Origin of the sequence: Caldovatus sediminis, assembly GCF_014644455.1 — a bacterium.
GTDB classification, from domain to species: Bacteria; Pseudomonadota; Alphaproteobacteria; order Acetobacterales; family Acetobacteraceae; genus Caldovatus; species Caldovatus sediminis.
Genome location: NZ_BMKS01000012.1, coordinates 63,162 through 83,612, shown reverse-complemented (window position 1 = coordinate 83,612; position 20,451 = coordinate 63,162). Strand labels below are relative to the sequence as shown.

The window sequence follows — 20,451 nt, the reverse complement described above, 5'->3', positions numbered from 1 at the left end:
GGTCAGACGGCCGCCATCCCCGCCGCACTCCGCTCCCGGCACCAGACGGCGAGCTCCATCCGGCTGGTCACGCCGAGCTTCTGGTAGATCGCGTGCAGATAGATCTTCACCGTGCCCTCGGTGATCTGCAGCCGGTCGGCGATCTGCTTGTTGCGCAGCCCCTGCAGCACCAGGCCGACGATCTCCTGCTCGCGCCGGGTCAGGCGCACCGCGTCCGGCGCGGCGTCCTGGCCGCCCGCGCCACGCCGCCCCGAGGCCGTCCCCGGCCCGGAGGCGACGGGCGACGACGCGCCGCCGCCCGCCATCGCGGCCGCGGCGGCGAGCGCCCGCCGGCCGATCTCGCGGTCCACCCACTGCCCGCCGGCCGCCACCTGCCGCAGGCACTCGAGGAGCTGCTGCGGCGCGGATTCCTTGAGCACGAGCCCGTCCGCGCCGAGCCGCATCGCCTCCGCCGCCTGCGCCTCGGTCAGGCCGGAGGTGAGGAGCACCACGCGCACCCGGCCGTACCCGCCAGACGCCGCCTGCGCCTCCGCGTTGAGCCGCCGGAGCACCGCGAGCCCGTCCATCCCGGGCATGTGAAGATCGAGCAGCAGGATCTCCGGGCGCAGCCGCGGCACCGCCTCCAGCACCTCCTCCCCGCGGGCGCACTGCGCCAGCACGTCGTGCCCGGCCCCGGCGAGGAGGGCGGCGAGACCCTCCATGACGATCGGATGGTCGTCGGCGATCACCAGCGATGTCATGCGGCGACCCTTTCCTTCTGGGGCGCGGCGGCGGCGACCGCGCCGCCGAGCGGGATGTCGATCAGCAGGCGGAGCCCCGCGGGGCTCGAATCCAGCACCAGCGACCCGCCGAGGGCGAGCACCCGCTCGCGCAGCGAGCGCGGCCCGATGCCGCGGGCGCGCAGGGTCGGGGCGTCGAACCGGCCGTGCTGCGGCAGGCCGGTGCCGTCGTCCGCCAGGCGCAGGCACAGGGTCTCCCCGAGATGGGACGCCTCCACCGCGAAGTGCTCCGCCTTGCCGTGGCGCGCCGCGTTGGCGGCCGCCTCCCGCACGAGCTGGCGGAAGTGCCAGACCAGCCGCTCCGGCACCGTCGCGCCCGGCGGGTTGACGGTCAGCGTCACCCGCATCCCCCACTGGACCTGCAGCGCGAGCACCACGCGCTCCAGCTCCGGGGCGAGCTCGACCTCGGCGAGCGTCACCGCCCCGGGCTCCGGCCGGAGGCGATTGATGAAGGCGCGCAGCTCGCGCTGCTCGGCGGCCAGCAGCTCGCAGACCTCGGTCACGCTGGCGGCGAGGCCGGGCGGCGGCGTCTCCCGCCGCAGCGCCGCCTGCAGCTTCAGCACCGCGCCGGCGAGCGACTGCAGGATGCCGTCGTGCAGATCGCGGCCGAGGCGCAGCCGGTCCTCGGCGGCGGCGGCGCGCAACAGGGCGTCCTGCGCCGCGGCACGCTGGAACGCGGCGGCGATGCGCGCGGTGGCCACCGCCCCGATCAGGAAGTCCTCGGCCGAGCCGCTGTCGCGGCCGGGGATCACCAGCCAGGCCTCGAGCTCCTCGGCCCGCACCGGCAGGCAGAGCGCGGTGTCGATGCCGAGGCGGCGGCGCAGGGCCGGGCTGAGCGGCACCTCGGGCAGCGGCTCGAGGACGTCGCCGCCGCGGTGCACCATCGCCATGCCCTCGGCGAGGACGAAGGGGGAATGGCCGACCGCCTCCGACACGACGGGCCCGATCTCGTCGGGCGAGAGGCGCTCCTCGCGGAAGGTGCCCGGCGCCCGGGCGACGCCGCCCGCTCCCGGCCCGCGGCCTCTGCGCCGGCGGCCGGTGCCGTCGGCAGCGCGCCATTCGGCGACGTGGAGCCATGGCTCAAGGGGATCGTCGCGCACCAGCAGCGCGCGCGGCGCGTCGAACACGCCCGCGCCGTAGGCCAGCGCCTCGCGCAGCGGCACCGGGTCGCTCGAGGCCGTGGGCCAGCCGCCCGCCAGCCGCAGCACCTCGGCGGAGAACCGCTGCTGGTAGGCGCCGAAGAACACCAGCATGGCGCCGATCGTGAGCAGGTGCGTCAGGCGCAGCATGAAGCGGTTCGGGTCGAAGGCCCCGCTGGCGAGGCTGCCGATGAAGACGATGCCGACGAGGAAGAACAGGCCGGTCAGGGCCACGGCGGTCCACAGCGCGCCGCGCCAGCCCCAGCGCAGCGCGGCGGCGAGCAGGGAGAAATTGAACAGCACGAAGAAGGGGCTGGCCGGGCCGGCGGTGAGGAACATCAGCACCGTGAAGACGCCGATGTCCACGACATGCGCCACGGTGCCGAGCGCCGGGCGCTGCACCACCCGGAAGCCGCCGAGGGCCACCGCCAGCATGACCGCGTAGAGCGCATAGGCGGCCATCAGCGCGCGGGCATGGATCGAGAGCTGCTCCGGCTGGCCCGGCTCGAGCCGGATCGCCAGGAAGGCGACGATGGCGACGCCCGCCCGGACCAGCGCGATCACCCGGTCGGCCCGGCGGTGGAAGAGGCCGGCGGGCGGGCCGCCGCTCGACCAGGCCTCGGGGGGCGAGGCTGCGCCGCCCGCGACGCTTCCCGAGGCGCGCCCATCGGTGGATGTCTCGGTCATCCCCTCCGATCGTGTCCCGACCCCGCAGCCCCGCGTCCGATCGCCCTCGCCTCGGCCCCGCGGAGCCGTCGGTGCGATCACCGCTCCATTTCTACGCCAGAAACAACCGGGGGGCGAGAAGTGTCCGCCCCGGCGCCGCCCTCCTCCCGGCCGGGCCGATCACGACGCCGCCATCCCGAAGGGCCGGCCGGGCGCCCGCCCGTCACCTGCCGACGAGGCGACGACGGCGATACCGCGGAGCGGATGCGGGAACGGCGCCGGGCGCGCCGGATGCGGGCCTGGTCGCCGGCGCGGCCGAACCGGCGCATGCCCGGTGGAGGCCCGGCACCTCACGCATTTGGCATCGGACCATTCGCGACTTCTTGCGTAAAGCCTCTCCAACAACCCGGGGGGGGAGGGACGGCCGTATGCGCATCCTGGTGGTCGAGGACGAGGCATTGCTCGCCATGCACCTCGAGGACCTGCTCGCCTCCCTCGGCCACGAGAGCTGCGGCGCCGCGCCGAACGGCGCCGCCGCCGTCGCGCTCGCCGAGCGCGAGCGGCCGGACCTCGCCCTGATGGACCTCACCCTGGCCGGCGGCGACGACGGACGGGAGGTCGCCCGCGTCCTGCACGACCGTTTCGGCGTGCGCTCGGTCTTCGTCACGGGCAACCCGGACCTCCTCGAGACCGCCGAGGGACACGCCGCCGCCCCGCTCGGCGTCGTCGGCAAGCCGTTCACCGACGAGGACATCGCCGAGGCGATCGTCCGCGCCGCCGCGGCAGCGGCCCTGCCCCGCGCCATCCAGCGCATCGCCGCCGATTGAGCCGCCGCTGCCGGGATCGCCGGCGCATGGCGATCCCTCCGCGCGGCCGATCCGGCGGGCGCAGCGGCGCCGTGACCGGGGCTGCGGAGCCGCTCGGCAGGGCAAGGCGGAGGGCGGCGGCGCGGCGGAGGGTGGCGGGGCGGCAGGGCGCGTGCCCGGCCGTCCGCTACCGCGGCAGGGGGTCGTAGGGAATGACGGGCGGCCCGGCGGCGCCAGGAGCGCCGGGCGGTGCCGCCGCGCCCCGTCCGACCGGAAGGGGCAAGGCGCCATCCTGCGGGGGAGCCTGCGCCAGCACGCCGAGAACCAGCGCAACCAGGACCAGGAGGACGCCGACGGAGGGAGGCGTTGCCGGCACGACGCCGAGGCCTGGATCGGGGCGGGACGAGCGACTGCCCTGTCCCAATCGGCATCACGACGACCGCCTTCGACGACAAATCCGGACGCAGAGATGCCTACTAGTGCAATCATAGCACGTTATCACGGAAACGTGATCAAAAAATTCGGTGCATTTCCCCGGGGTTTCGCAACTCATCGGCCGAACGCCGATACCCCTGCCCTCCCGCGCCCCGTCCTATGCACGGTCGCGGGCCGCCACCCGGTCGGCCATCCGCGCACCGCGCACCCCGAGCGGCTGCGCCGGCCCGGTGGTCGTGTCCCGCGCCGTCTGGTGCTCGAGCTCCGCGTTCACCTCGCCGCCGAGCAGCACCACGGCGGCCGACAGCCAGATCCAGACGAGAAAGCCGACGACCGCACCGAGCGAGCCGTAGGTTTCGTTGTAGCTTCCGAAGTTCTCCACATACCAGGAGAAGGCAGCCGAGCCCACCAGCCACAGCGTCGCCGCCAGGGTCCCGCCCCAGCTCAGCCATTGCCACCGCGCCGACTCGCGGCTCGGCCCGAACCGGTAGAGCACCGCGAGCATCAGCGAGACCGCGATCAGCAGGATCGGCCAGCGCGCCAGGTGCAGCACCCGCTCGACCCAGCTCGGCACCCCCAGGAACCCCAGCACCACCGGCAGCACGACCACCGCGCCGAGCGCCAGCAGGACGAACACGAGCCCGCCGAGCGTCACCGCCAGCGTCACCAGGGTGAAACGGATGAAGCCGCGCTTCTCCTCCTCGCCATAGACCACGTTCAGCGCGGTGAAGAGCGCCTTGGTCCCCTGGTTGGCGCTCCACAGGGACACCGCGAGGCTCATCGCGAAGCCGAGGCCGAGTTCGGTCCTCCCGCCCGCGGCGACCCGCTGCATCTGGCCGCGCAGCACCTCCAGCGCGCCCCCCGGCAGGATCCCCGCGAGGGCCTCGACCTGCCGCTCGACCGCCTGCGGGTCGGCGAACAGGCCGTAGAGCGAGACCAGCGCGGCGATCGCCGGGAAGATCGCGAGCAGCGCGAAGAAGGCCACCGCCGCCGCCTCGGTCAGCACGCGATCCGCCGAGAAGGCGTGCACGACGCGCCAGAACACGTCGCGCCAGCCGGCGGCGGGGACCTGCAGCGGCCCCTCTGCCTCCCTGCCCCGCCCCGCTTCCCCCGCATCGCGGGCGCCGGCGGGGGTCACTGCAACGCCCGCCCCGGCCTCGCGCCGGCGCAGCCCGAGCGCGAGCAGCATGGCGACCAGCGTGGCGCCGAGCAGGGCGGTCCTCGCCTGGCCGGGCCCGGCCGGCGCTTGCGGCCCAGGGCGTCTCGGCATCATGCCGGCCTCGCCCGCGATTCAGCGCGGCCCTTCGCGCCGGGCCGGGTCCGTCCCGGCGCCATCGCCAGGGATCCCGGGCGTGGCCTCGCCCCCGACGCGCCGCATGGCCTCCCTGGCCTCCGCGGCGCCCCCGTGCAGCGCGTCGCGCACGGCGCCGACGAAGTCTTCCGCAACTCGGCTGGCCGTCTCGCCCGCATGGTGCGGTCCCTCCCGGTCGGCCGCGCCGCGCGTCCCGTGCGCCGCGCCGCCGAGTGCCTGCCGGACCCGACCGTACCGCTCCGACGCCGGCCCGCCAACGGCGGCGGCCACCCGCGCGCCCTGCCCGGCCGTGCGGGCGAGGTTGTCGCGCGTCTCGCCCCTCGGGCGATCCTCGGTCTCGGTCCGAGGCAGCACCGGCGGCATCGCCCCGACGGCCATGCCGATCGCCAGGCCGGTTGCGGTCTCGCCGGCGGCGCGACGGGCCGCCGCGCCTTCCGACCGGTCCGGCCCGCGCGACGGCGGCCCCGGCGCCGGCTCGTTCCTCGGCACCTCGCTCACTTCGCGTACCCCTCTTCGACGTCGCGACCGATGGGCAGTCAACAGCAAGGCCCGGTCCGCGTTCCCGACGGCGACGGTCGCGGCCGCCACGGCCCCGCGCCGGCACGCGGCGCGCACGCCCCGTTGCCAAGCCCGCGGCCCCGCGCCACGCTGCGGTTGACGACGCGCGGCCCGCCCGGCCCGCCGCGCTCGGCGGCCGGGCAGCCCTCGGGCGAGCGGAGGGCCGCCGATGCGCGCGGGGCGCCGGTCGCCGGATCGTTCCGCCGGACCCGAAGAGGCGCGATGCGATGAGCGCGATCCCCCCTCCCCTCTCCAACTCGCCGATCGTCGCCGCCTTCGTCGCGCGCACGCCGGGCTCGGCCGCCGCCTACGCGAAGGCGCGCGAGATCTTCCCCGGCGGCGTGACGCACGACACGCGCTACGTCCGCCCGCACCCGCTCGCCATCGCCCGCGCCGCGGGCGCGCGGAAGTGGGACGTGGACGGCAACGAGTACGTGGACTACTTCGGCGGCCACGGCGCCCTGATCCTCGGCCACGCGCACCCGGAGGTCGCCGCGCGCATCGCCGAGCAGGCGGCGAAGGGCACGCACTACGGCGCGAGCCACCCGCTCGAGCTGCGCTGGGGCGAGCTGGTGCGCGAGCTGGTGCCGAGCGCGGAGATGGTGCGCTTCACCAACTCCGGCACCGAGGCGACGCTGATGGCGCTGCGCCTCGCCCGCGCCGCCACCGGCCGGCCGAAGCTGCTCCGCCTGCGCGGCCACTTCCACGGCTGGCACGACCACATGGCCTTCGGCGTCACCAACCACTTCGACGGCACGCCGACGCCGGGCGTGCTGGAGGGGCTGGCGAGCAACGTCGTCCTCGCCGACCCCAACGACGCCGCGGGCCTCGTCGCGCTGCTGGAGGAGCACGGCCCTGAGATCGCCGCCGCGATCCTGGAGCCGACCGGCAGCACCTACGGCCAGGTGCCGCTGCGCCCCGACTTCGTGCGCCTGCTGCGCGAGGAGACGGCGAAGCGCGGCATCCTGCTGATCTTCGACGAGGTGGTGACGGGCTTCCGCGTCGCCCTCGGCGGCGCGCAGCAGGCGCTCGGCATCCGCCCGGACCTGACCACGCTCGCCAAGATCCTCGCCGGCGGGCTGCCGGGCGGCGCGGTCGTCGGGCGGCGCGACGTGATGGAGCTGCTCGACCCCGAGCGCGCGGCGGCGCGCGGCATCGAGAAGATCCCGCACCAGGGGACGTTCAACGCCAACCCGCTCTCCGCCGCCGCCGGCGTCGCGACGCTCGAGATCCTGAAGTCCACCGACGCGATCGCGCGCGCCCATGCCCACGCGGCGCAACTGCGCGAGGGGATGAACGCCGTGCTCGCCGAGGCCGGCGTGCCCTGGGCGGTGTACGGCACCCACACCGGCTTCCACGTCTTCACCAACCCGCGCGGCCTGCCGGGCATCGGCCCGCGCAGCTTCGACCCCTTCGCCTTCGGCTACGAGGACCTCAAGGTGCCGCGCGGCGCGCAGGCGCCGACCAAGCTCGCGCTGGCGATGCGCGTGCACGGCGCCGACATCATGCCCTGGCCGGGCGGCACGGTCTCCGCCGCGCACGGACCGGCGGAGCTGGACCGCACGCTGGAGGCGTTCCGCAGGAGCGTGCGGATGCTGAGGGACGAGGGCGAGATCCGCTGAGCGCCGGCGCCTGCCGGGCTCAGGTCGCCGACGCCCGGAGACGGCCGGACGGGAACGGCCCCGGCTCCCGCCCGCCCGCGCGCCGGCACTGGATGCGCGGGCGGGCCGCGGCCGCGAGCAAAACACGCGCGCAGGCCAGCGCGGCGCCGCGCCGCGGCACTACGGCACCAGCACCAGCGCGCCTTCCACCTGGCCGGCGCGCAGCCGCGTCAGCGCCTCCTCCGCCCGCTCCAGCGGCAGCGTCTCCACCGCCGTCCGCACCGGCACCTTCGGCGCCAGCGACAGGAACTCCTCCCCGTCGCGCCGGGTGAGGTTGGCGACGGAGCGCACCGTCCGCTCGTGCCACAGGATCTCGTAGGGGAAGGAGGGGATGTCGCTCATGTGGATGCCGGCGCAGACCACGACGCCGCCCCGGTCCACCGCGCGCAGCGCCGCCGGCACCAGCGCCCCGACCGGGGCGAACAGGATGGCGGCGTCGAGCGGCACCGGCCCGGGCGCGTCCGACGGGCCCGCCCAGACCGCGCCGAGGCCGCGCGCGAACGCCTGCGCCGCGGCGTCGCCCGGGCGGGTGAAGGCATAGACCTCCCGCCCCTCCCAGCGCGCCACCTGGGCGACGATGTGCGCCGCGGCGCCGAAGCCGTAGAGGCCGATCCGCCGCGCCTCCGCCCCCGCCATGCGCAGCGCGCGGTGGCCGATCAGGCCGGCGCAGAGCAGCGGCGCCGCCTCCGCGTCCGCATAGGCGTCGGGCAGGGCGAAGCAGAAGCGCTCGTCGGCCACCGCCAGCTCGGCATAGCCGCCGTCGAGCTGGTAGCCGGTGAAGCGGGCGGACTCGCACAGGTTCTCCCGCCCGCCCACGCAGAAGCGGCAGGCGCCGCAGGCGAAGCCGAGCCAGGGCACGCCGACCCGCGCGCCGGGCGCGAAGCGCGTCGCGCCGGGCCCGGCCTCGACCACGCGGCCGACGATCTCGTGGCCCGGGATGACGCCCGGCTTCGGGTCGGGCAGCTCGCCGTCCACCACGTGCAGGTCGGTCCGGCACACGGCGCAGGCGCAGACGCGCAGCAGAACCTGGCCGGGACCGGGCCGCGGGTCCGGCCGCGTCTCCGCGCGCAGCCGGCCGCGCGCGGCGGGGTCGAGCGCCATGCAGCGCATCGCCGCCTACCCCGATGCCGCGAGCGCCGGCCGCCGCTGCCGCCATGCGGTCGCGCGCTCGAAGGCGTGCGCCGCGCGCAGCACCGTCGCGTCCTCGAACGGCCGGCCGGCGAGCTGCACGCCGACCGGCATCCCGCCCTCGCCGAAGCCGGCGCAGACCACCATCGCCGGCTGGCCGGTGAGGTTGAAGGGGATGGTCAGGTTCGGCGCCTCGAAGCTCGCCCACTTGCCCATCTGCCCGATCGGCCGCGCCTCGCCGGGCTGCGCCGCGGTGAGCAGCAGGTCGCAGCGCGCCATCGCCGCGGCCACCGCGGCGCACAGCTCGCGCCGCCGCCGCTGCGCCTGGACGTAGTCGGCCCCGGTGATCAGCGCGGCCAGCGCGAGCCGCTCGCGCAGGTATTCGCCGTAGTCGTGGAAGCGCGTGCGCAGCCACTCCTCGTGCACCGCGTAGGCCTCGGCGGCGAGGATCAGCCAGCCGGCGGCGTTGAAGTCGTGCAGGCTCGGCAGCCGCACCTCCTCGATGCCGGCGCCGAGGCCGCGCAGCGTCTCCGCCGCGCGCGCGACGGCGTCGCGCACCGCCGGGCTGGCGGCGAGGTCCTCCTCGTGGAAGTGCCGCACCACGCCGATGCGCAGGCCCTTCACGCCGTCGTCCAGGCGGGAGAGCAGGTCGGGAGCCGGGCGGTTCGCGCTCGAGGGGTCCTCCGGGTCGTGGCCGGCGATCGCCTGCAGCAGGATGGCGCAGTCCTCCGCCGTCCAGGCGAGCGGCCCGGTGGTGTCGAGGCTGTGCGCCAGCGGCAGCACGCCCACCCGGCTGCACAGCCCGTAGGTCGGCTTGATCCCGGCGACGCCGCAGAACGCCGCGGGCATGCGGATCGAGCCGGCGGTGTCCGAGCCGGTGCCGCCGAGGATCATCCCCGCCGCCACCGCCGCCCCGGTGCCGGAGGAGGAGCCGCCGGTGAAGCGCTCCGGGTCCCAGGGGTTGCGTGCCGGGGGCCAGGGCAGGTCGAAGCTCGGCCCGCCCCAGGCGAATTCGTGCGTGGCGAGCTTGCCGAGCGAGATCGCGCCGGCCTCCGCCCATTTCCGCACCACCGCCGCGTCGCGCTTCGGCACGTGGTGTTCGAGGAGGCGCGAATGCCCGGTCGTCGGCACGCCGGCGGTCTCGTAGATGTCCTTGTGCGCGATCGGGATGCCGTCGAGCGGCCCGCGCGGGCCCTCCCGCATGATCCGCGCCTCGGCGGCGCGCGCCTGGTCCATCGCGGCCTCGGGGGTGAGGCGGATGAAGGCGTGCAGCGTCGGGTTCAGCCGCTCGGCGCGTCGCAGGCAGGCGGAGACCAGCTCGACCGGGGAGAGCTCCCTGGCCGCGATGCGCCGCGCGGCCTCGGCGATGGTCGGGATCACCGCGGCGCTCCCGCCGGCGCGAGCGGCGCGAACACGGTGGCCGGCTCCGCCGCGAGCGGCAGGACCGGCGTCCGCACCCGTGCGCGCAGGCGCTGCAGATGCGCGGTCGCGCCCGTCACGCTCGCCCGCTCGGCCTCGGTCAGCTGCGCGAGGCCCGCGCGCGCCAGCGCGGCGTCCACCTCCTGTCGGCTCATCGGTTCGGCCATGCGGACTCCTCCGGCTCCCGCGCGCGCGCCATGATGCGCGGCGTTCCCGCCCCGGAGGATGCGCCGTGTCCGGCAAGCCTGCCAACCTCGCCGTGCTCGTGCTCGCCCAGGTGTTGGCGCTGGGGCTGTGGTTCTCCGGCACCGCCGCCGGCCCCGGCATGGCGGCCGAGGCGGGGGCGGAGGCGGTCGGCCCGGGCTTCCAGGCCTGGCTGACCGGGGCGGTGCAGGCCGGATTCGTCGTCGGCACGCTGGTCAGCGCGACGCTTGCGCTGCCCGATCGGTTCGACCCGCGCGGCGTCTTCGCCGGTTCGGTCCTGCTCGGCGCGGCGGCGAACGCGGCGCTGCTCGTGCTGCCGGTCGGATCGGAGGCGGCGGTCGCGGCGCGCTTCGTCACCGGCGCGGCGCTGGCGGGCGTCTATCCCGTGGGCATGAAGCTCGCCGCCGGCTGGGCCGACCGCAACGACACCGGCGCGATCGTGGGACTGCTGGTCGGCGGGCTGACCCTCGGCTCCGCCCTGCCGCACCTGGCCAACGCCTTCGGCGGCGCGGCGTGGCGCGCGACCGTGCTCGCCGCCACGGCGGCGGCGGTGGCGGCGGCGGCGCTGATCGCCCTGGTGCGGCCCGGCCCGCTGCACGCCAGGGCGCCGCCCTTCCATCCGGCGCTGGCGCTCGGGCTGTGGCGCAACCGCGGCACGCGGCTCGCCACCCTCGGCTATCTCGGCCACATGTGGGAGCTCTACGCGATGTGGGCCTGGATCGGCCTCTACCTCGCCGCGAGCTTCGCCGCCGCGGGGGGAGCGCCCGCGGGCTCCGCCGCGGCCGCCGCCACCGCCTCGCTCGCCACCTTCGGGGTTTTCGCCGCCGGGGCGGCGGGCTGCATCGTCGCCGGGCTGCTGGCGGACCGGCTCGGCCGCACCCGCATCACCATCGCGGCGATGGCGACGAGCGGCGCCTGCTGCCTGCTCGCCGGCCCCCTCTTCGGCGCCCACCCGCTGCTGACGACCGCGCTCTGCCTGGTCTGGGGCGTCGCGGTGGTGGCGGATTCGGCGCAGTTCTCGGCGAGCGTGGCGGAGCTTTCGGAGCCCGGGCTGACCGGGACGATGCTCACCGTGCAGACCTGCCTCGGCTTCGCGCTGACGCTGGCGACGATCCACGTGATGCCGCCGCTGGTCGCCGCCGCCGGCTGGGGCGGGGCCTTCGCCGTGCTCGCCATCGGCCCGGCGCTCGGCTGCGTGGCGATGGCGCGGCTGGCGCGGAGCCCGATGGCGGCGCGCCTGGCCGGCGGGCGCGGTTGAGCCGGGCGGCGGACGGGACGCGGCGGCGGGTCCGCCGGCGCGCCTAGCGCTTCGCCCCCGCCCGCTCCTTCGCCAGCAGCGCCCGCTTGCGCGCGATCCCCCAGCGATAGCCCGTCAGGTCGCCGTCCTTGGCGACGACGCGGTGGCAGGGCACGGCGAGGCCCACCGGGTTCTGCGCGCAGGCCCGCGCCACCGCGCGCACCGCCGCCGGCGCCCCGATCTCCGCCGCGAGCTGCGCGTAGTGCCGCGTCTCGCCGAAGGGGATGCGCGTCAGCGCCTCCCACACGCGGCGCTGGAACGCCGTGCCGCGCAGGTCGAGCGGCAGCGCGAGCGCCGCCTTCGGCTCCTCGAGGAAGGCGACGACGGCGCGCACCGTCGCGGCCAGCGCCTCCGGCGCGTCCTCGATCCGCGCCTCGGGGAAGCGCCGGCGCAGGTCGCCGCGCAGCGCCGCCTCGTCCTCGCCGAAGCCGAGGAAGCAGACGCCCTGCGCCGTCGCGCCCACCAGCAGGAGGCCGAGCGCGCTCCCGGCGAGCGCGACGCGGATCGTCTCGCCCCGCCCGCCGCGCCGCGCCGTGCCCGGCGTCATGCCGAGCAGCCTGCCGGGCCGCCCGTACACCCGGCTCTCGGAGCCGAAGCCGGCCTCGGCCACCGCCTCGGCGACGCGGGCGCCCCCGGCGAGCGCCGCGGAGAGGCGGCGCGCGCGGACGGATTCGGCGTAGGATCGCGGGGTCACGCCGGTGATCTCCCTGAACAGCCGCAGGAAGTGGTGCTTCGCGTAGCCCGCGCGCTCCGCCAGCGCCGCGAGCGAGGGGATGGTCTCGGAGCGTTCGATCAGGAGGCAGGCCGCGCGCACCGCCTCGGCGTGCAGGGCGGCGCGCTCGCCCTTCGGGTCGCAGCGTTTGCAGGCGCGGAAGCCGTCGGCCTCGGCGGCGTCGGGCGTGGGGTAGAAGCGCACGTTGCGGCGCAGCGGCGGCCGCGAGGGGCAGCCGGGGCGGCAGTACACCCCCTGCGTCGTCACGGCGTAGAGGAAGGGCCCGCAGGCCGGCCGCGGATCGCGCGCGAGCACGGCCTGCCAGAGCGTCTCGGGATCGGGCATGGCGAGGGCGTCGGGCATGGCGCGCCCTGTGTCGCATGCCGGCCGGCGTCCGGGCCATCCGCGCGTTGCGCCGGAGCGCGGGCGGAGCTCCGGCGCGTCCCGGAGACGTGAGCGGCGCCTGCGTGCCGGGTGCCGCGAACGCGGCGCTTGCGCCGGTCACGAAGCGGGGCGACGGCGGGCGCGGCCGGCCGACGACCGGCGCTTCCAGGAGCTGCGCGGCCGGTCAGCGCGGCCCGTGCGCGGGCGGCCCGCTCAGGTCTCCTCCCCCTGCGCCCGGCGCCGAAGATCCCGCAGCCGCATCTCGGCGCCGCGCATCTTCGGATGAAGCGCGAGCGCGGCCTCGAGGCTGCGCACTGCCCCGGCGAGGTCGCCCGCCTCCTCCTGGATCGTGGAGAGCGTCGTCAGCGCGCCGAAATGCCGCGGCTCGAGCCGCAACGCCTCCTGGAGATCACGGGCCGCCGCGGCGAGGTCGCCCGACGCGGCATGAGCCTGGGCGCGCCGGTGCCAGGCCTCCGCGAAGTCGGGCGCGAGGGTGATCGCCGCATCGAAGTCCTCGAGCGCCTCTTCCGGCGCGCGCGCCTCCATGTTGCGAAGGCCGCGCCGCATCAGGAGCTGGACCGCGGGGCTCGCGGCCTGTGTCCAGAGCGCCCAGATTCGCGCCTCCACCAGCGCGGCGCCCGCCTCGTCGGGCGCGTCGCGCAACGCGGCGAACAGCCGGTCGAGCTCGGCGCGGCGCGCCTCGTCCGGGCTCATCCGCGGCGGACGGCGGGGATCGCCGCCATTCCGCGCCCGCGGTTCGGCCTGGGCCTGCTGCCACGCCACCGCCGGCGGCAGCGCCTGGCCCTCGGCGCGGGCGCTCCCGCCTCCGCCATGCCGGTCGGGTGGCGGGCCGAACCACAGCGCGGCCGCCACGGCAGCGGCCGCCGCGAGGTGCCGGGGCCTCGGGCATGGCGACGGCCACCGGCGTCGCGCGGCAGCGACGGTCCGATCGGCCGGCGCGCCTGCGGAAGAGCGGCTTTCCGGGGAGCGGCGGCGCATGGTCTCGGACGGCCAGGCGCCGGCGGCACCGGCCGCCGGTCGGTCGGCCGCGCGCGGCGTCCGCTCCCGATCGGGCCCTTCGCTCACCAGGGACTTGGCTCTCATGACAGGGCGATGCTCCGCACGCCGGGTATCGCATGCAATATCGGCGGGATCCCGGCAAGATGACCGGCCGCCCGCGACCCCTCGCGGCTCCTCCGACCGAGCGGCAACCCTCGCAGCCGGGGGATGGTTCCGGCGTGCCGCCGGCCGGCGCGATCGGCCATTCGCATGCCGGCAGGCGGCGGATGCGGTCAGGGCGCCGCGCCGACGGGCGCTTCTTCCGGCACCTCCGCCGTCGCGATCCGAGCCGGTGCGCCATGCGCGCCGAGCGCTGACCCGGCGAAAGCGGTCCCGCCATCCTCGGCCGGCGGCGGTGGGGCGGCGCCCCCCGTTCCCGTCGCCGCCGCGGTTCCCCGCGGCGCGTGACCGGTGCCGCCGAGCGGCGCACGGCCGCGATCGCCATCCTCGCCGGCGGCAGGGGGCGTCGCGAGGGGCAGGCGTGGCGGCGATCGGCCGAACACCGTCTCGCCGCAGCGCAGGAACCGTTCGGCTGCGATGCCGGCGGGAGGCAGCCGGGTCTGACCGACGGTGGTTCCGGCAGCGGCGACCGCGAGCGAGCCGCCGCGCAGCAGATCGGCCACGCGCGCGCTGCCGGAGGGGTCCTCGGGAACCGCCCAGACCACCGTGTCGGCACTCACCGCCTGCGCCCCGGCGGTCCAGGCCGCCGCGGTGCCCGAGCCATCGCCCGTGAAGCGCAGCTCGTATCGGCGCCCGCGCTCGAAGGCGCCGTGGCCGTGCACCGTCACGGCCAGGCCGGCGCCGCGCAGGCCGGCGACCGAGACGCCGATCGGCCCATCCAGCCGGTGCAGGCCGCAGGCGTCGCGCCGCCGAACGACCTCCCAGCCGCCCGGCAATCCCGCCTCGACGACCGGCGGACCGGGCCGGGAGGCGGCAACGGTTTCGACGCAGCCCACGAAGTCCTCCGCCGCCGCGGCGCTGGGCGCCAGGGCAAGGGCCAGTGCCAGGCCCGGTCCGCGGACCGTCGCCGCCCGCGCGGCCGGGATGGCGACGAGCAGCCGCCCGCCGGCGACGGTCGGGGGGATCTCGGCTTCGGCGACCCACGCATCGCGTGCGGCGAGGGCGATCTGCGGCGCTGCGGCGCCGGAGCCGGAAGCCCGGTCGTCACCGGCAAGGCGCAGCGCGTACCGGCCGCCGGGCCGGAAGCGCATGGGCCGTGCCGTCCCGCCCGGGACGGCCAGCCGGAGCCGCACGAGCGCCGGCGCCCCGCCTCCGCCGCCTTCGAGGCTGAGCCTGGCGGCACCCGCCGGCGCGGCGGCGGAGAGCCGGCAGCCGCTCTCGTCCATCGCGGTCTGCCATGCGGCCAGTTCGACCCTCCGGGGAGGCCCGGTGCGCGGCGGCACCGGCGCGCCGACGCTCCGCACGACGCGCGCCTCCTTCGCGCGGGGGACGGTGCAGGCGGAAGCGAGCAGCGGAAGGCCGAGGGCGAGGAGCGATGCGGCGCCCCGCCACGCGGCCCGCGGCCGATCCCGGGATCGGCCGCGGGCCGCGCCGTCGGGGTCCGGCCTCGGGTCACTCCAGCCCATGCGCCGAGCATTCCGGCGCCGGCCGTACTCGCAACCCAATCGGACGCGACCGCGCACGGTCGTGACCGGCGGGATCGCGCCGCCGCGCTGCGCTGCCGCAAGGTTACGCGCCTGGACCGCCGCGCCAGAACGCTTGCGCGGCGCCCGCCGACAGGCACAAGTTTCTCAAATTGGCAAGGCGGGGGCGACCTTTGGGGGCCGACTGGCGTGCACGACCCGTTCCGGCGCTCGCTGCGGATGCCGGCGAGCTGGCCGAGGCGCAGGCGCCGGCCGCGGGCGCGTGCGCCAAGGGCGCTGCCCTCGCGGCGGAACTGTCGCGGGCGCGCCTCGAGAACGCCGCGCTGGCGGCGGAGCTGGCCGAGGCGCGCGCCGAGCTGCGCGCCCGCGCCGCCGATGCCGCGCGCGAGGCCGGGGAGCTGCGGGCGAGAGCCGACGCCCTCGCCCGGGAGAATGCCGAGCTGCGCGCGCGCATCGAGGCGCGCAGCGCCGCGCTGGCCGCGACGGAGGCCCGCCTGCGCCTGGCCTTCGACGCCGCCGGCATGGGCAGCTGGGACTGGGACCTGGCCACGGGGCGCGCGGAGTGGGACGACGCGCTGCGGCGCCTGTTCGGTCTGCCGCCCGACACGCCGCCGGGCGACATCGGCCGCTTCAACGCGCTCATCCATCCGGAGGACCGCACCGCGCGCGACGCCGCGATCCGGATCGCGGTGATGGAGACGGGCGAGTATCGCGCCGAGTTCCGCATCCGCCGCGCCGACACCGGCGAGGAGCGCTGGCTCGCCGCCCGCGGGCGCGCGGTGACGGGGCCCGACGGCCGGGTCGAGCGACTGGTCGGCGTCGATTTCGACATCACCGACCGCCGCGCGGCGGAGGCCGCGCTGGCGGAGAACGAGGCACGGCTGCGCCTGGCGCAGGAGGCCGCCGGCGCGGGTGCCTGGGAGGTGGACCTGAGGACCGGCCGGATGCGGCTCTCGGGCGAGAGCCGGCGCCTGCACGGGCTGCCCGCGGACCATCCCGAGGTGTTCGACGAGGCCGAATGGGCCGAACGCATCCATCCGGAGGATCGCGCCCCGGCGCGCGCGGCGGTGGCGCGCGCCCTCGCCGCGCGCGGCCTCTACGACTTCACCTACCGCGTGCCGCTGCCGGACGGTTCGGTGCGCTGGATCCAGGGCCTCGGCCGCGCCGTCTACGACGGCGACGGCCGCGCGACGCGCATGCTCGGGCTGAGCATCGACGTCACCTCCAGCAAGCGGGCCGAAGCCGCGCTCGCGGCGAGCGAGGCGGAGTTCCGCGCGGCCTTCGAGGGGTCCGGCCTGCCGATGGTCCAGTCGGACTACGCGACCGGGCGCTACGTGCGGGTCAACGCCGCCTTCTGCCGCCTGGCCGGCCGCCCGGCCGCGGATCTCATCGGCCGCCACTACTCGGAATTCACCCACCCCGACGATCTCGCCGCCCAGCGTGCCGCGATCCGGCGCGTCACGCGCGGCGAGGCGGCGTCCTACGAGACGGTGAAGCGCATGCTCCTGCCCGACGGCGGCATGCGCTGGGTGCGCGTGTCCTCCTCGCCGGTGCGCGACCCCGCGGGGCGGCCGATCCGCACCGTGGCGGTCTTCCAGGACATCACGGAGGCGAAGGCGGCGACGGAAGCGCTGCGCGTCTCCGAGGAGCGGCTGCGCCTGGCGCAGAACGCTGGCGGGATCGGGGCCTGGGAGGTCGACCATGCGACCGGTCGGAGGCACTGGTCGGAGAGCACCTACCGCCTCTGGGGCATCGAGACCGACTCGCCGGTCACGCTGGACCTCATGCTGTCGGTCATCCATCCCGAGGACCGGGATCGGTTCCGCGCGAAGGTCGCGGAGGCGGCCACGCGGCGGGGGCCCCTGCCGGAGGCGGAGTTCCGGATCGTGCGGCCCTCCGACGGCGCGGTGCGCTGGCTGTACTCGACCGGCGAGGCGATGACCGACGAGGACGGCCGTCCGGTCCGGCACCTCGGCATCATGCGCGACATCACCGCGCAGAAGGAGGCCGAGGCCGCGCTCGCCGAAAGCGAGGAGCGGTTCCGCACGTTGTTCGAGGCGGTGCCGGTCGGGGTGGCGGTGATCGACCCGGAGACGCTCGGCTTCGTCGCGGTCAACGACCGCGCGTGCGCGCTGCTGGGCTACACGCGCGAGGAGTTGGCCCGCCTGCGCCTCCCCGACATCGAGGCCGCGATGTCGGAGGCCGAGATCCGGACCGAGGCGCTGGCCCACGCCGCGCGGACCCGCCTTAGGGAGTTCGAGACGCGGCACCGGACGAAGTCGGGCGCGATCCGCGACGTGCTGGTCCGGACCGCCGACGTCCAGCTCGGCGGACGGACGCTGCGCTACTCGGCATGGGTCGACATCACCGGGCGCAAGCTGGCCGAGGCACGCCAGGCGCTGCTGGCGAAGGAGCTGGACCATCGGGCGAAGAACGCGCTGGCGGTGGTGCAGGCGGCGCTGCGGCTGACGCCGAAGGACGACCCGGAGGCCTATGCGCGCGCCGTCGAGGGCCGCGTGGCGGCGCTGGCCCGCGCCCATACGATGCTTGCGGCGGGGCGGTGGGAGGGCGCCGAGCTGCGCGCCCTCATCGAGGCCGAGCTGGCGGCGTTCCTGCCCTCCGCGGAGGCGGGTCCGGATCGGGGCGACAGGCCCATGCCGCGGGTCGAGGTGGACGGCGCGGAGGTGACGCTCGCGCCCTCCGCCGCGCAGGCGCTCTCGATGGCCTTGCATGAGCTGGCGACGAACGCGGTGAAGTACGGCGCCCTGAGCGTGCCGGCCGGGCGGGTCGCGGTGCGCTGGCACCTGGACCACGCCGCCGGGATGCTGCGGCTGCGCTGGGCCGAGAGCGGTGGCCCGCCGGTCGCCGCGCCGCCGCGGCGGCGCGGCTTCGGCTCGCGCGTGATCGAGGGCACGGTGAGGGATCAGCTCGGCGGCCGGATCGAGCGCCTGTGGGATGCCGGCGGTCTCGCCTGCGAGATGTCGGTGCCGATCGGGCGCGCGCTCGCCAGGACCGAGCGGGACCGCCACCCGGGCGACGCACCGTGACCTGGCCTCGAGGGCGGCGGCGCGGCGGCCGCGGCCCGGCAGGTCGCGCGCCGTGGGATCCGGCATCGCCGGCCCCGCCGCGGGGCGGCAACGCAGGCGGCCCCGGCCGGCCAGGCGCCCAGCGGCGGAGCGGCGCGCCCCTGGAGGATGCCGAAGCCCGCGATCCGGACCCGCGCCGCGAGCATGCCGATGCGGCCCTGCACGGCGCGGCGCCAGCTCGCCTCGCGCAGGACCTCGGCGATGCGCTCGCGCAACGCCTCGAAGGGCGGCACTCGGCCCTCGACCTTGCGGGGCATCTGGAGCACGTGCATGCCGTAGCGGCTCCGCACGAGCACCGGCAGGGCGGCAGGACCGGCCGCGGGGCGGGAGGCTTCCCCGCCTGCGGCGACCTCCCCGCGGCGTCGCCGCGCATCCTGCAAGCCACGGCTCGCGCCCGCGCCGACGGCGCCCGCGCCGGCTCGCGGACCAGGCCGCCGGCGGCCTGCGCGTCACCCTTCCGGGAGACCGCGGTCGCGGTAGCGCTCGCGTAGCGCCGCCTTGCTCACCTTGCCGGTCGCGGTGCGCGGCAGCTCGGCGACGACCAGGATCTCGTCGGGCAGCCACCAGCGCGCCAGCCGCGCGGCCAGGAAGCCGCGCAGCGCCGCCGCATCCACCGCGCGCCCGTCGCGCGCGACGACGAGCAGCAGCGGGCGCTCGCCCCATCTCGGGTGCGGCACGGCGACGGCGGCCGCCTCGGCGACGTCCGGGTGCGCGGCGGCGGCGGTCTCGAGCGCGATCGAGCTGATCCACTCGCCGCCCGACTTGATCATGTCCTTGGCGCGGTCCACGACGCGGAGGTAGCCGTCCGGGTCGATCGAGCCGACGTCGCCGGTGGCGAGCCAGCCGTCCGGGGTGATCGCGGCGGCGGTCGCCGCCGGGTCCCCGAAGTAGCCGCTGATCACCCACGGGCCGCGGACCTGCAGCTCGCCCACCGCGCGCCCGTCATGCGGCAGGACCGCGCCGTCCGGTCCGACGATCCGCATGTCCACGAGGAAGGGCGGGCGGCCCTGGGTCTGGTTGACCGCGTCCCGCTCGGCCTCCGACGCGCCGAGGTGCCTGTGGCGCGGCGCGGCGGTCGCGCCGAGGGGGTTCATCTCCGTCATGCCCCAGGCCTGGATCACCCGCACGCCGTGATCGCGCCGGAACGCCTCGACGAGCGACTGCGGCACCGCCGAGCCGCCGCTGACGACGCGGCGCAGCGTCGTCAGCCGCAGGCCGCGCGGCGCCGTGTAGGCGAGCAGGTCCATCCAGACCGTCGGCACGCCGAGGGAGAAGGTCACCCGCTCCTCCTCGAGCAGCCGGAACAGGGTCTCGCCGTCGAGCTGGCGGCCGGACAGCACGAGCTTGGCGCCGGCGGCGGTCGCCGAGTAGGGGATGCCCCAGGCGTTGCCGTGATACATCTGCACCGCCGGCAGGACGCAGTCCTCGCCGGAGACGGCGTGGCCGTCCACCGCGCAGCAGTTCATCGTGTGCAGGACGGTCGAGCGGTGGCTGTAGAGGGCGCCGCGCGGGCGGCCGGTGGTGCCCGAGGTGTAGCAGAGCGCGCAGGCGCTGCGCTCGTCGAATTGCGGCCAGGCGAAGTCGTCGTCCTCCGCCTCCAGCAGCTCCTCGTAGCTGAGCAGCCCGGGGAGGGTCGTGCCGGCCGGCAGGGCCGCGCGCGGCGCGAGCGCGACGCAGGTGCGGATCGTCGCCAGCCGCCCGCGCAGCGCCTCGACCAGCGGCAGCAGCGAGAGGTCCACGAACAGCAGCCTGTCCCCGGCGTGGTTGGCGATGTAGGCGATCTGGTCCTCGAACAGCCGCGGGTTGATGGTGTGCATCACCGCGCCGATGCCGGAGATGCCGTAGTAGAGCTCGAAGTGCCGGTGGCCGTTCCAGGCCATGGTCGCCACCCGCTCGCCGGGCCGCACGCCGAGGCGCAGCAGGGCCTTGGCGAGCCGCTTCGCGCGGCCGCTCGCCTCGGCGTAGGTGTAGCGGAAGAGGCTGCCGTCGTGCTCGCGCGAGACGACGGGCACCGCGCCGTGGAACCGTTCCGCGTGCTCGATCAGCGCCGAGACCAGAAGCGGCCGGTCCATCATCATGCCCGGGATGGGGTCCATCGCGGCGTTGCCTCCCGATCCTCTCCGGGGGGGCGCGGGATGCGGCGGCCCTCTCCCGGCGTTCCCGTCTTTGCGGTCGAGGGAAGCGCCGATGTCCGACGGGGGC

At 76.7% G+C, this 20,451-nt stretch carries 15 protein-coding genes; 4 read left to right on the top strand and 11 right to left on the bottom strand.

Annotation, left to right across the window (positions count from 1 at the left end; translation table 11 throughout):
- Window positions 1-2 precede the first annotated feature (2 nt).
- Window positions 3-740, bottom strand: coding sequence for a response regulator (locus IEX99_RS16910; protein ID WP_188902445.1), 738 nt, complete (start codon window positions 738-740; stop codon window positions 3-5).
- Window positions 737-2,605, bottom strand: a complete 1,869-nt coding sequence (locus IEX99_RS16905) for a sensor histidine kinase (RefSeq protein ID WP_188902443.1) — start codon at window positions 2,603-2,605, stop codon at window positions 737-739. Before IEX99_RS16905 ends, IEX99_RS16910 begins: the two co-directional genes overlap by 4 nt.
- A gap of 407 nt (window positions 2,606-3,012) precedes the next feature.
- Between IEX99_RS16905 and IEX99_RS16900 the strand changes: the two genes are divergently transcribed.
- Window positions 3,013-3,411, top strand: coding sequence for a response regulator (locus IEX99_RS16900; protein ID WP_188902442.1), 399 nt, complete (start codon window positions 3,013-3,015; stop codon window positions 3,409-3,411).
- 571 nt (window positions 3,412-3,982) lie between these two features.
- Here IEX99_RS16900 and IEX99_RS16895 read toward each other — a convergent pair.
- Together IEX99_RS16895 and IEX99_RS16890 are read right to left on the bottom strand one after the other, a co-directional pair.
- The gene (locus IEX99_RS16895; protein ID WP_229678095.1) at window positions 3,983-5,095 is read right to left on the bottom strand and encodes a YihY/virulence factor BrkB family protein; all 1,113 of its coding nucleotides are present in this window, start codon (window positions 5,093-5,095) and stop codon (window positions 3,983-3,985) included.
- 21 nt (window positions 5,096-5,116) lie between these two features.
- The gene (locus IEX99_RS16890) at window positions 5,117-5,725 is read right to left on the bottom strand and encodes a hypothetical protein (protein WP_188902438.1); all 609 of its coding nucleotides are present in this window, start codon (window positions 5,723-5,725) and stop codon (window positions 5,117-5,119) included.
- Between the two features lie 197 nt (window positions 5,726-5,922).
- Here IEX99_RS16890 and IEX99_RS16885 point away from each other — a divergent pair, with 197 nt between their 5' ends.
- On the top strand, window positions 5,923-7,317 hold the full coding sequence (locus IEX99_RS16885) for an aspartate aminotransferase family protein (protein WP_188902436.1): 1,395 nt from the start codon (window positions 5,923-5,925) through the stop codon (window positions 7,315-7,317).
- A gap of 159 nt (window positions 7,318-7,476) precedes the next feature.
- Here the strand turns inward: IEX99_RS16885 and IEX99_RS16880 are convergent, their stop codons facing one another.
- From IEX99_RS16880 to IEX99_RS22545, 3 genes are read right to left on the bottom strand one after another with little or no spacing between them, the layout of a single operon-like run.
- Complete coding sequence (locus IEX99_RS16880) at window positions 7,477-8,457, bottom strand: zinc-dependent alcohol dehydrogenase family protein (RefSeq protein WP_229678094.1); 981 nt, start codon at window positions 8,455-8,457, stop codon at window positions 7,477-7,479.
- A gap of 15 nt (window positions 8,458-8,472) precedes the next feature.
- On the bottom strand, window positions 8,473-9,864 hold the full coding sequence (locus IEX99_RS16875; RefSeq protein ID WP_188902432.1) for an amidase: 1,392 nt from the start codon (window positions 9,862-9,864) through the stop codon (window positions 8,473-8,475).
- Window positions 9,861-10,070, bottom strand: coding sequence for a hypothetical protein (locus tag IEX99_RS22545; protein ID WP_229678093.1), 210 nt, complete (start codon window positions 10,068-10,070; stop codon window positions 9,861-9,863). Before IEX99_RS22545 ends, IEX99_RS16875 begins: the two co-directional genes overlap by 4 nt.
- A gap of 65 nt (window positions 10,071-10,135) precedes the next feature.
- Here IEX99_RS22545 and IEX99_RS16870 point away from each other — a divergent pair, with 65 nt between their 5' ends.
- Window positions 10,136-11,365 carry an MFS transporter gene (locus IEX99_RS16870; protein ID WP_229678092.1) on the top strand — a complete coding sequence of 410 codons (1,230 nt, stop codon included), beginning with the start codon at window positions 10,136-10,138 and terminating at the stop codon, window positions 11,363-11,365.
- Window positions 11,366-11,408: 43 nt separating this feature from the next.
- On the opposite strand, the gene ada is transcribed toward IEX99_RS16870, so the two are convergent.
- The 3 genes from ada to IEX99_RS16855 form a co-directional block, all read right to left on the bottom strand.
- Window positions 11,409-12,479 (bottom strand): bifunctional DNA-binding transcriptional regulator/O6-methylguanine-DNA methyltransferase Ada, encoded by a 1,071-nt coding sequence (gene ada / locus IEX99_RS16865; protein ID WP_188902428.1) that lies wholly within the window; start codon window positions 12,477-12,479, stop codon window positions 11,409-11,411.
- A gap of 234 nt (window positions 12,480-12,713) precedes the next feature.
- Window positions 12,714-13,373: a tetratricopeptide repeat protein gene (locus IEX99_RS16860; protein WP_188902426.1), complete on the bottom strand. Its 660-nt coding sequence runs from the start codon at window positions 13,371-13,373 to the stop codon at window positions 12,714-12,716.
- A 419-nt stretch (window positions 13,374-13,792) separates the two neighbouring features.
- A complete protein-coding gene (locus IEX99_RS16855; protein ID WP_188902424.1) occupies window positions 13,793-14,983 on the bottom strand; it encodes a hypothetical protein in 1,191 nt (396 codons plus the stop codon).
- Between the two features lie 353 nt (window positions 14,984-15,336).
- Between IEX99_RS16855 and IEX99_RS16850 the strand changes: the two genes are divergently transcribed.
- On the top strand, window positions 15,337-18,210 hold the full coding sequence (locus IEX99_RS16850) for a PAS domain S-box protein (RefSeq protein WP_188902422.1): 2,874 nt from the start codon (window positions 15,337-15,339) through the stop codon (window positions 18,208-18,210).
- 488 nt (window positions 18,211-18,698) lie between these two features.
- On the opposite strand, the gene IEX99_RS16845 is transcribed toward IEX99_RS16850, so the two are convergent.
- Window positions 18,699-20,345, bottom strand: a complete 1,647-nt coding sequence (locus tag IEX99_RS16845; protein WP_188902420.1) for a long-chain fatty acid--CoA ligase — start codon at window positions 20,343-20,345, stop codon at window positions 18,699-18,701.
- Window positions 20,346-20,451: the final 106 nt, after the last annotated feature.

Excerpts from the sequence above, each read along its gene's own strand:
- IEX99_RS16895 (WP_229678095.1), bottom strand. The coding sequence starts at position 5,095 with ATGCCGAGACGCCCTGGGCCGCAAGCGCCGGCCGGGCCCGGCCAGGCG.
- IEX99_RS16910 (WP_188902445.1), bottom strand. The coding sequence starts at position 740 with ATGACATCGCTGGTGATCGCCGACGACCATCCGATCGTCATGGAGGGT.
- IEX99_RS22545 (WP_229678093.1), bottom strand. The coding sequence starts at position 10,070 with ATGGCCGAACCGATGAGCCGACAGGAGGTGGACGCCGCGCTGGCGCGC.
- IEX99_RS16880 (WP_229678094.1), bottom strand. The coding sequence starts at position 8,457 with ATGGCGCTCGACCCCGCCGCGCGCGGCCGGCTGCGCGCGGAGACGCGG.
- ada (WP_188902428.1), bottom strand. The coding sequence starts at position 12,479 with ATGCCCGACGCCCTCGCCATGCCCGATCCCGAGACGCTCTGGCAGGCC.
- IEX99_RS16900 (WP_188902442.1), top strand. The coding sequence starts at position 3,013 with ATGCGCATCCTGGTGGTCGAGGACGAGGCATTGCTCGCCATGCACCTC.
- IEX99_RS16905 (WP_188902443.1), bottom strand. The coding sequence starts at position 2,605 with ATGACCGAGACATCCACCGATGGGCGCGCCTCGGGAAGCGTCGCGGGC.
- IEX99_RS16885 (WP_188902436.1), top strand. The coding sequence starts at position 5,923 with ATGAGCGCGATCCCCCCTCCCCTCTCCAACTCGCCGATCGTCGCCGCC.
- IEX99_RS16845 (WP_188902420.1), bottom strand. The coding sequence starts at position 20,345 with ATGGACCCCATCCCGGGCATGATGATGGACCGGCCGCTTCTGGTCTCG.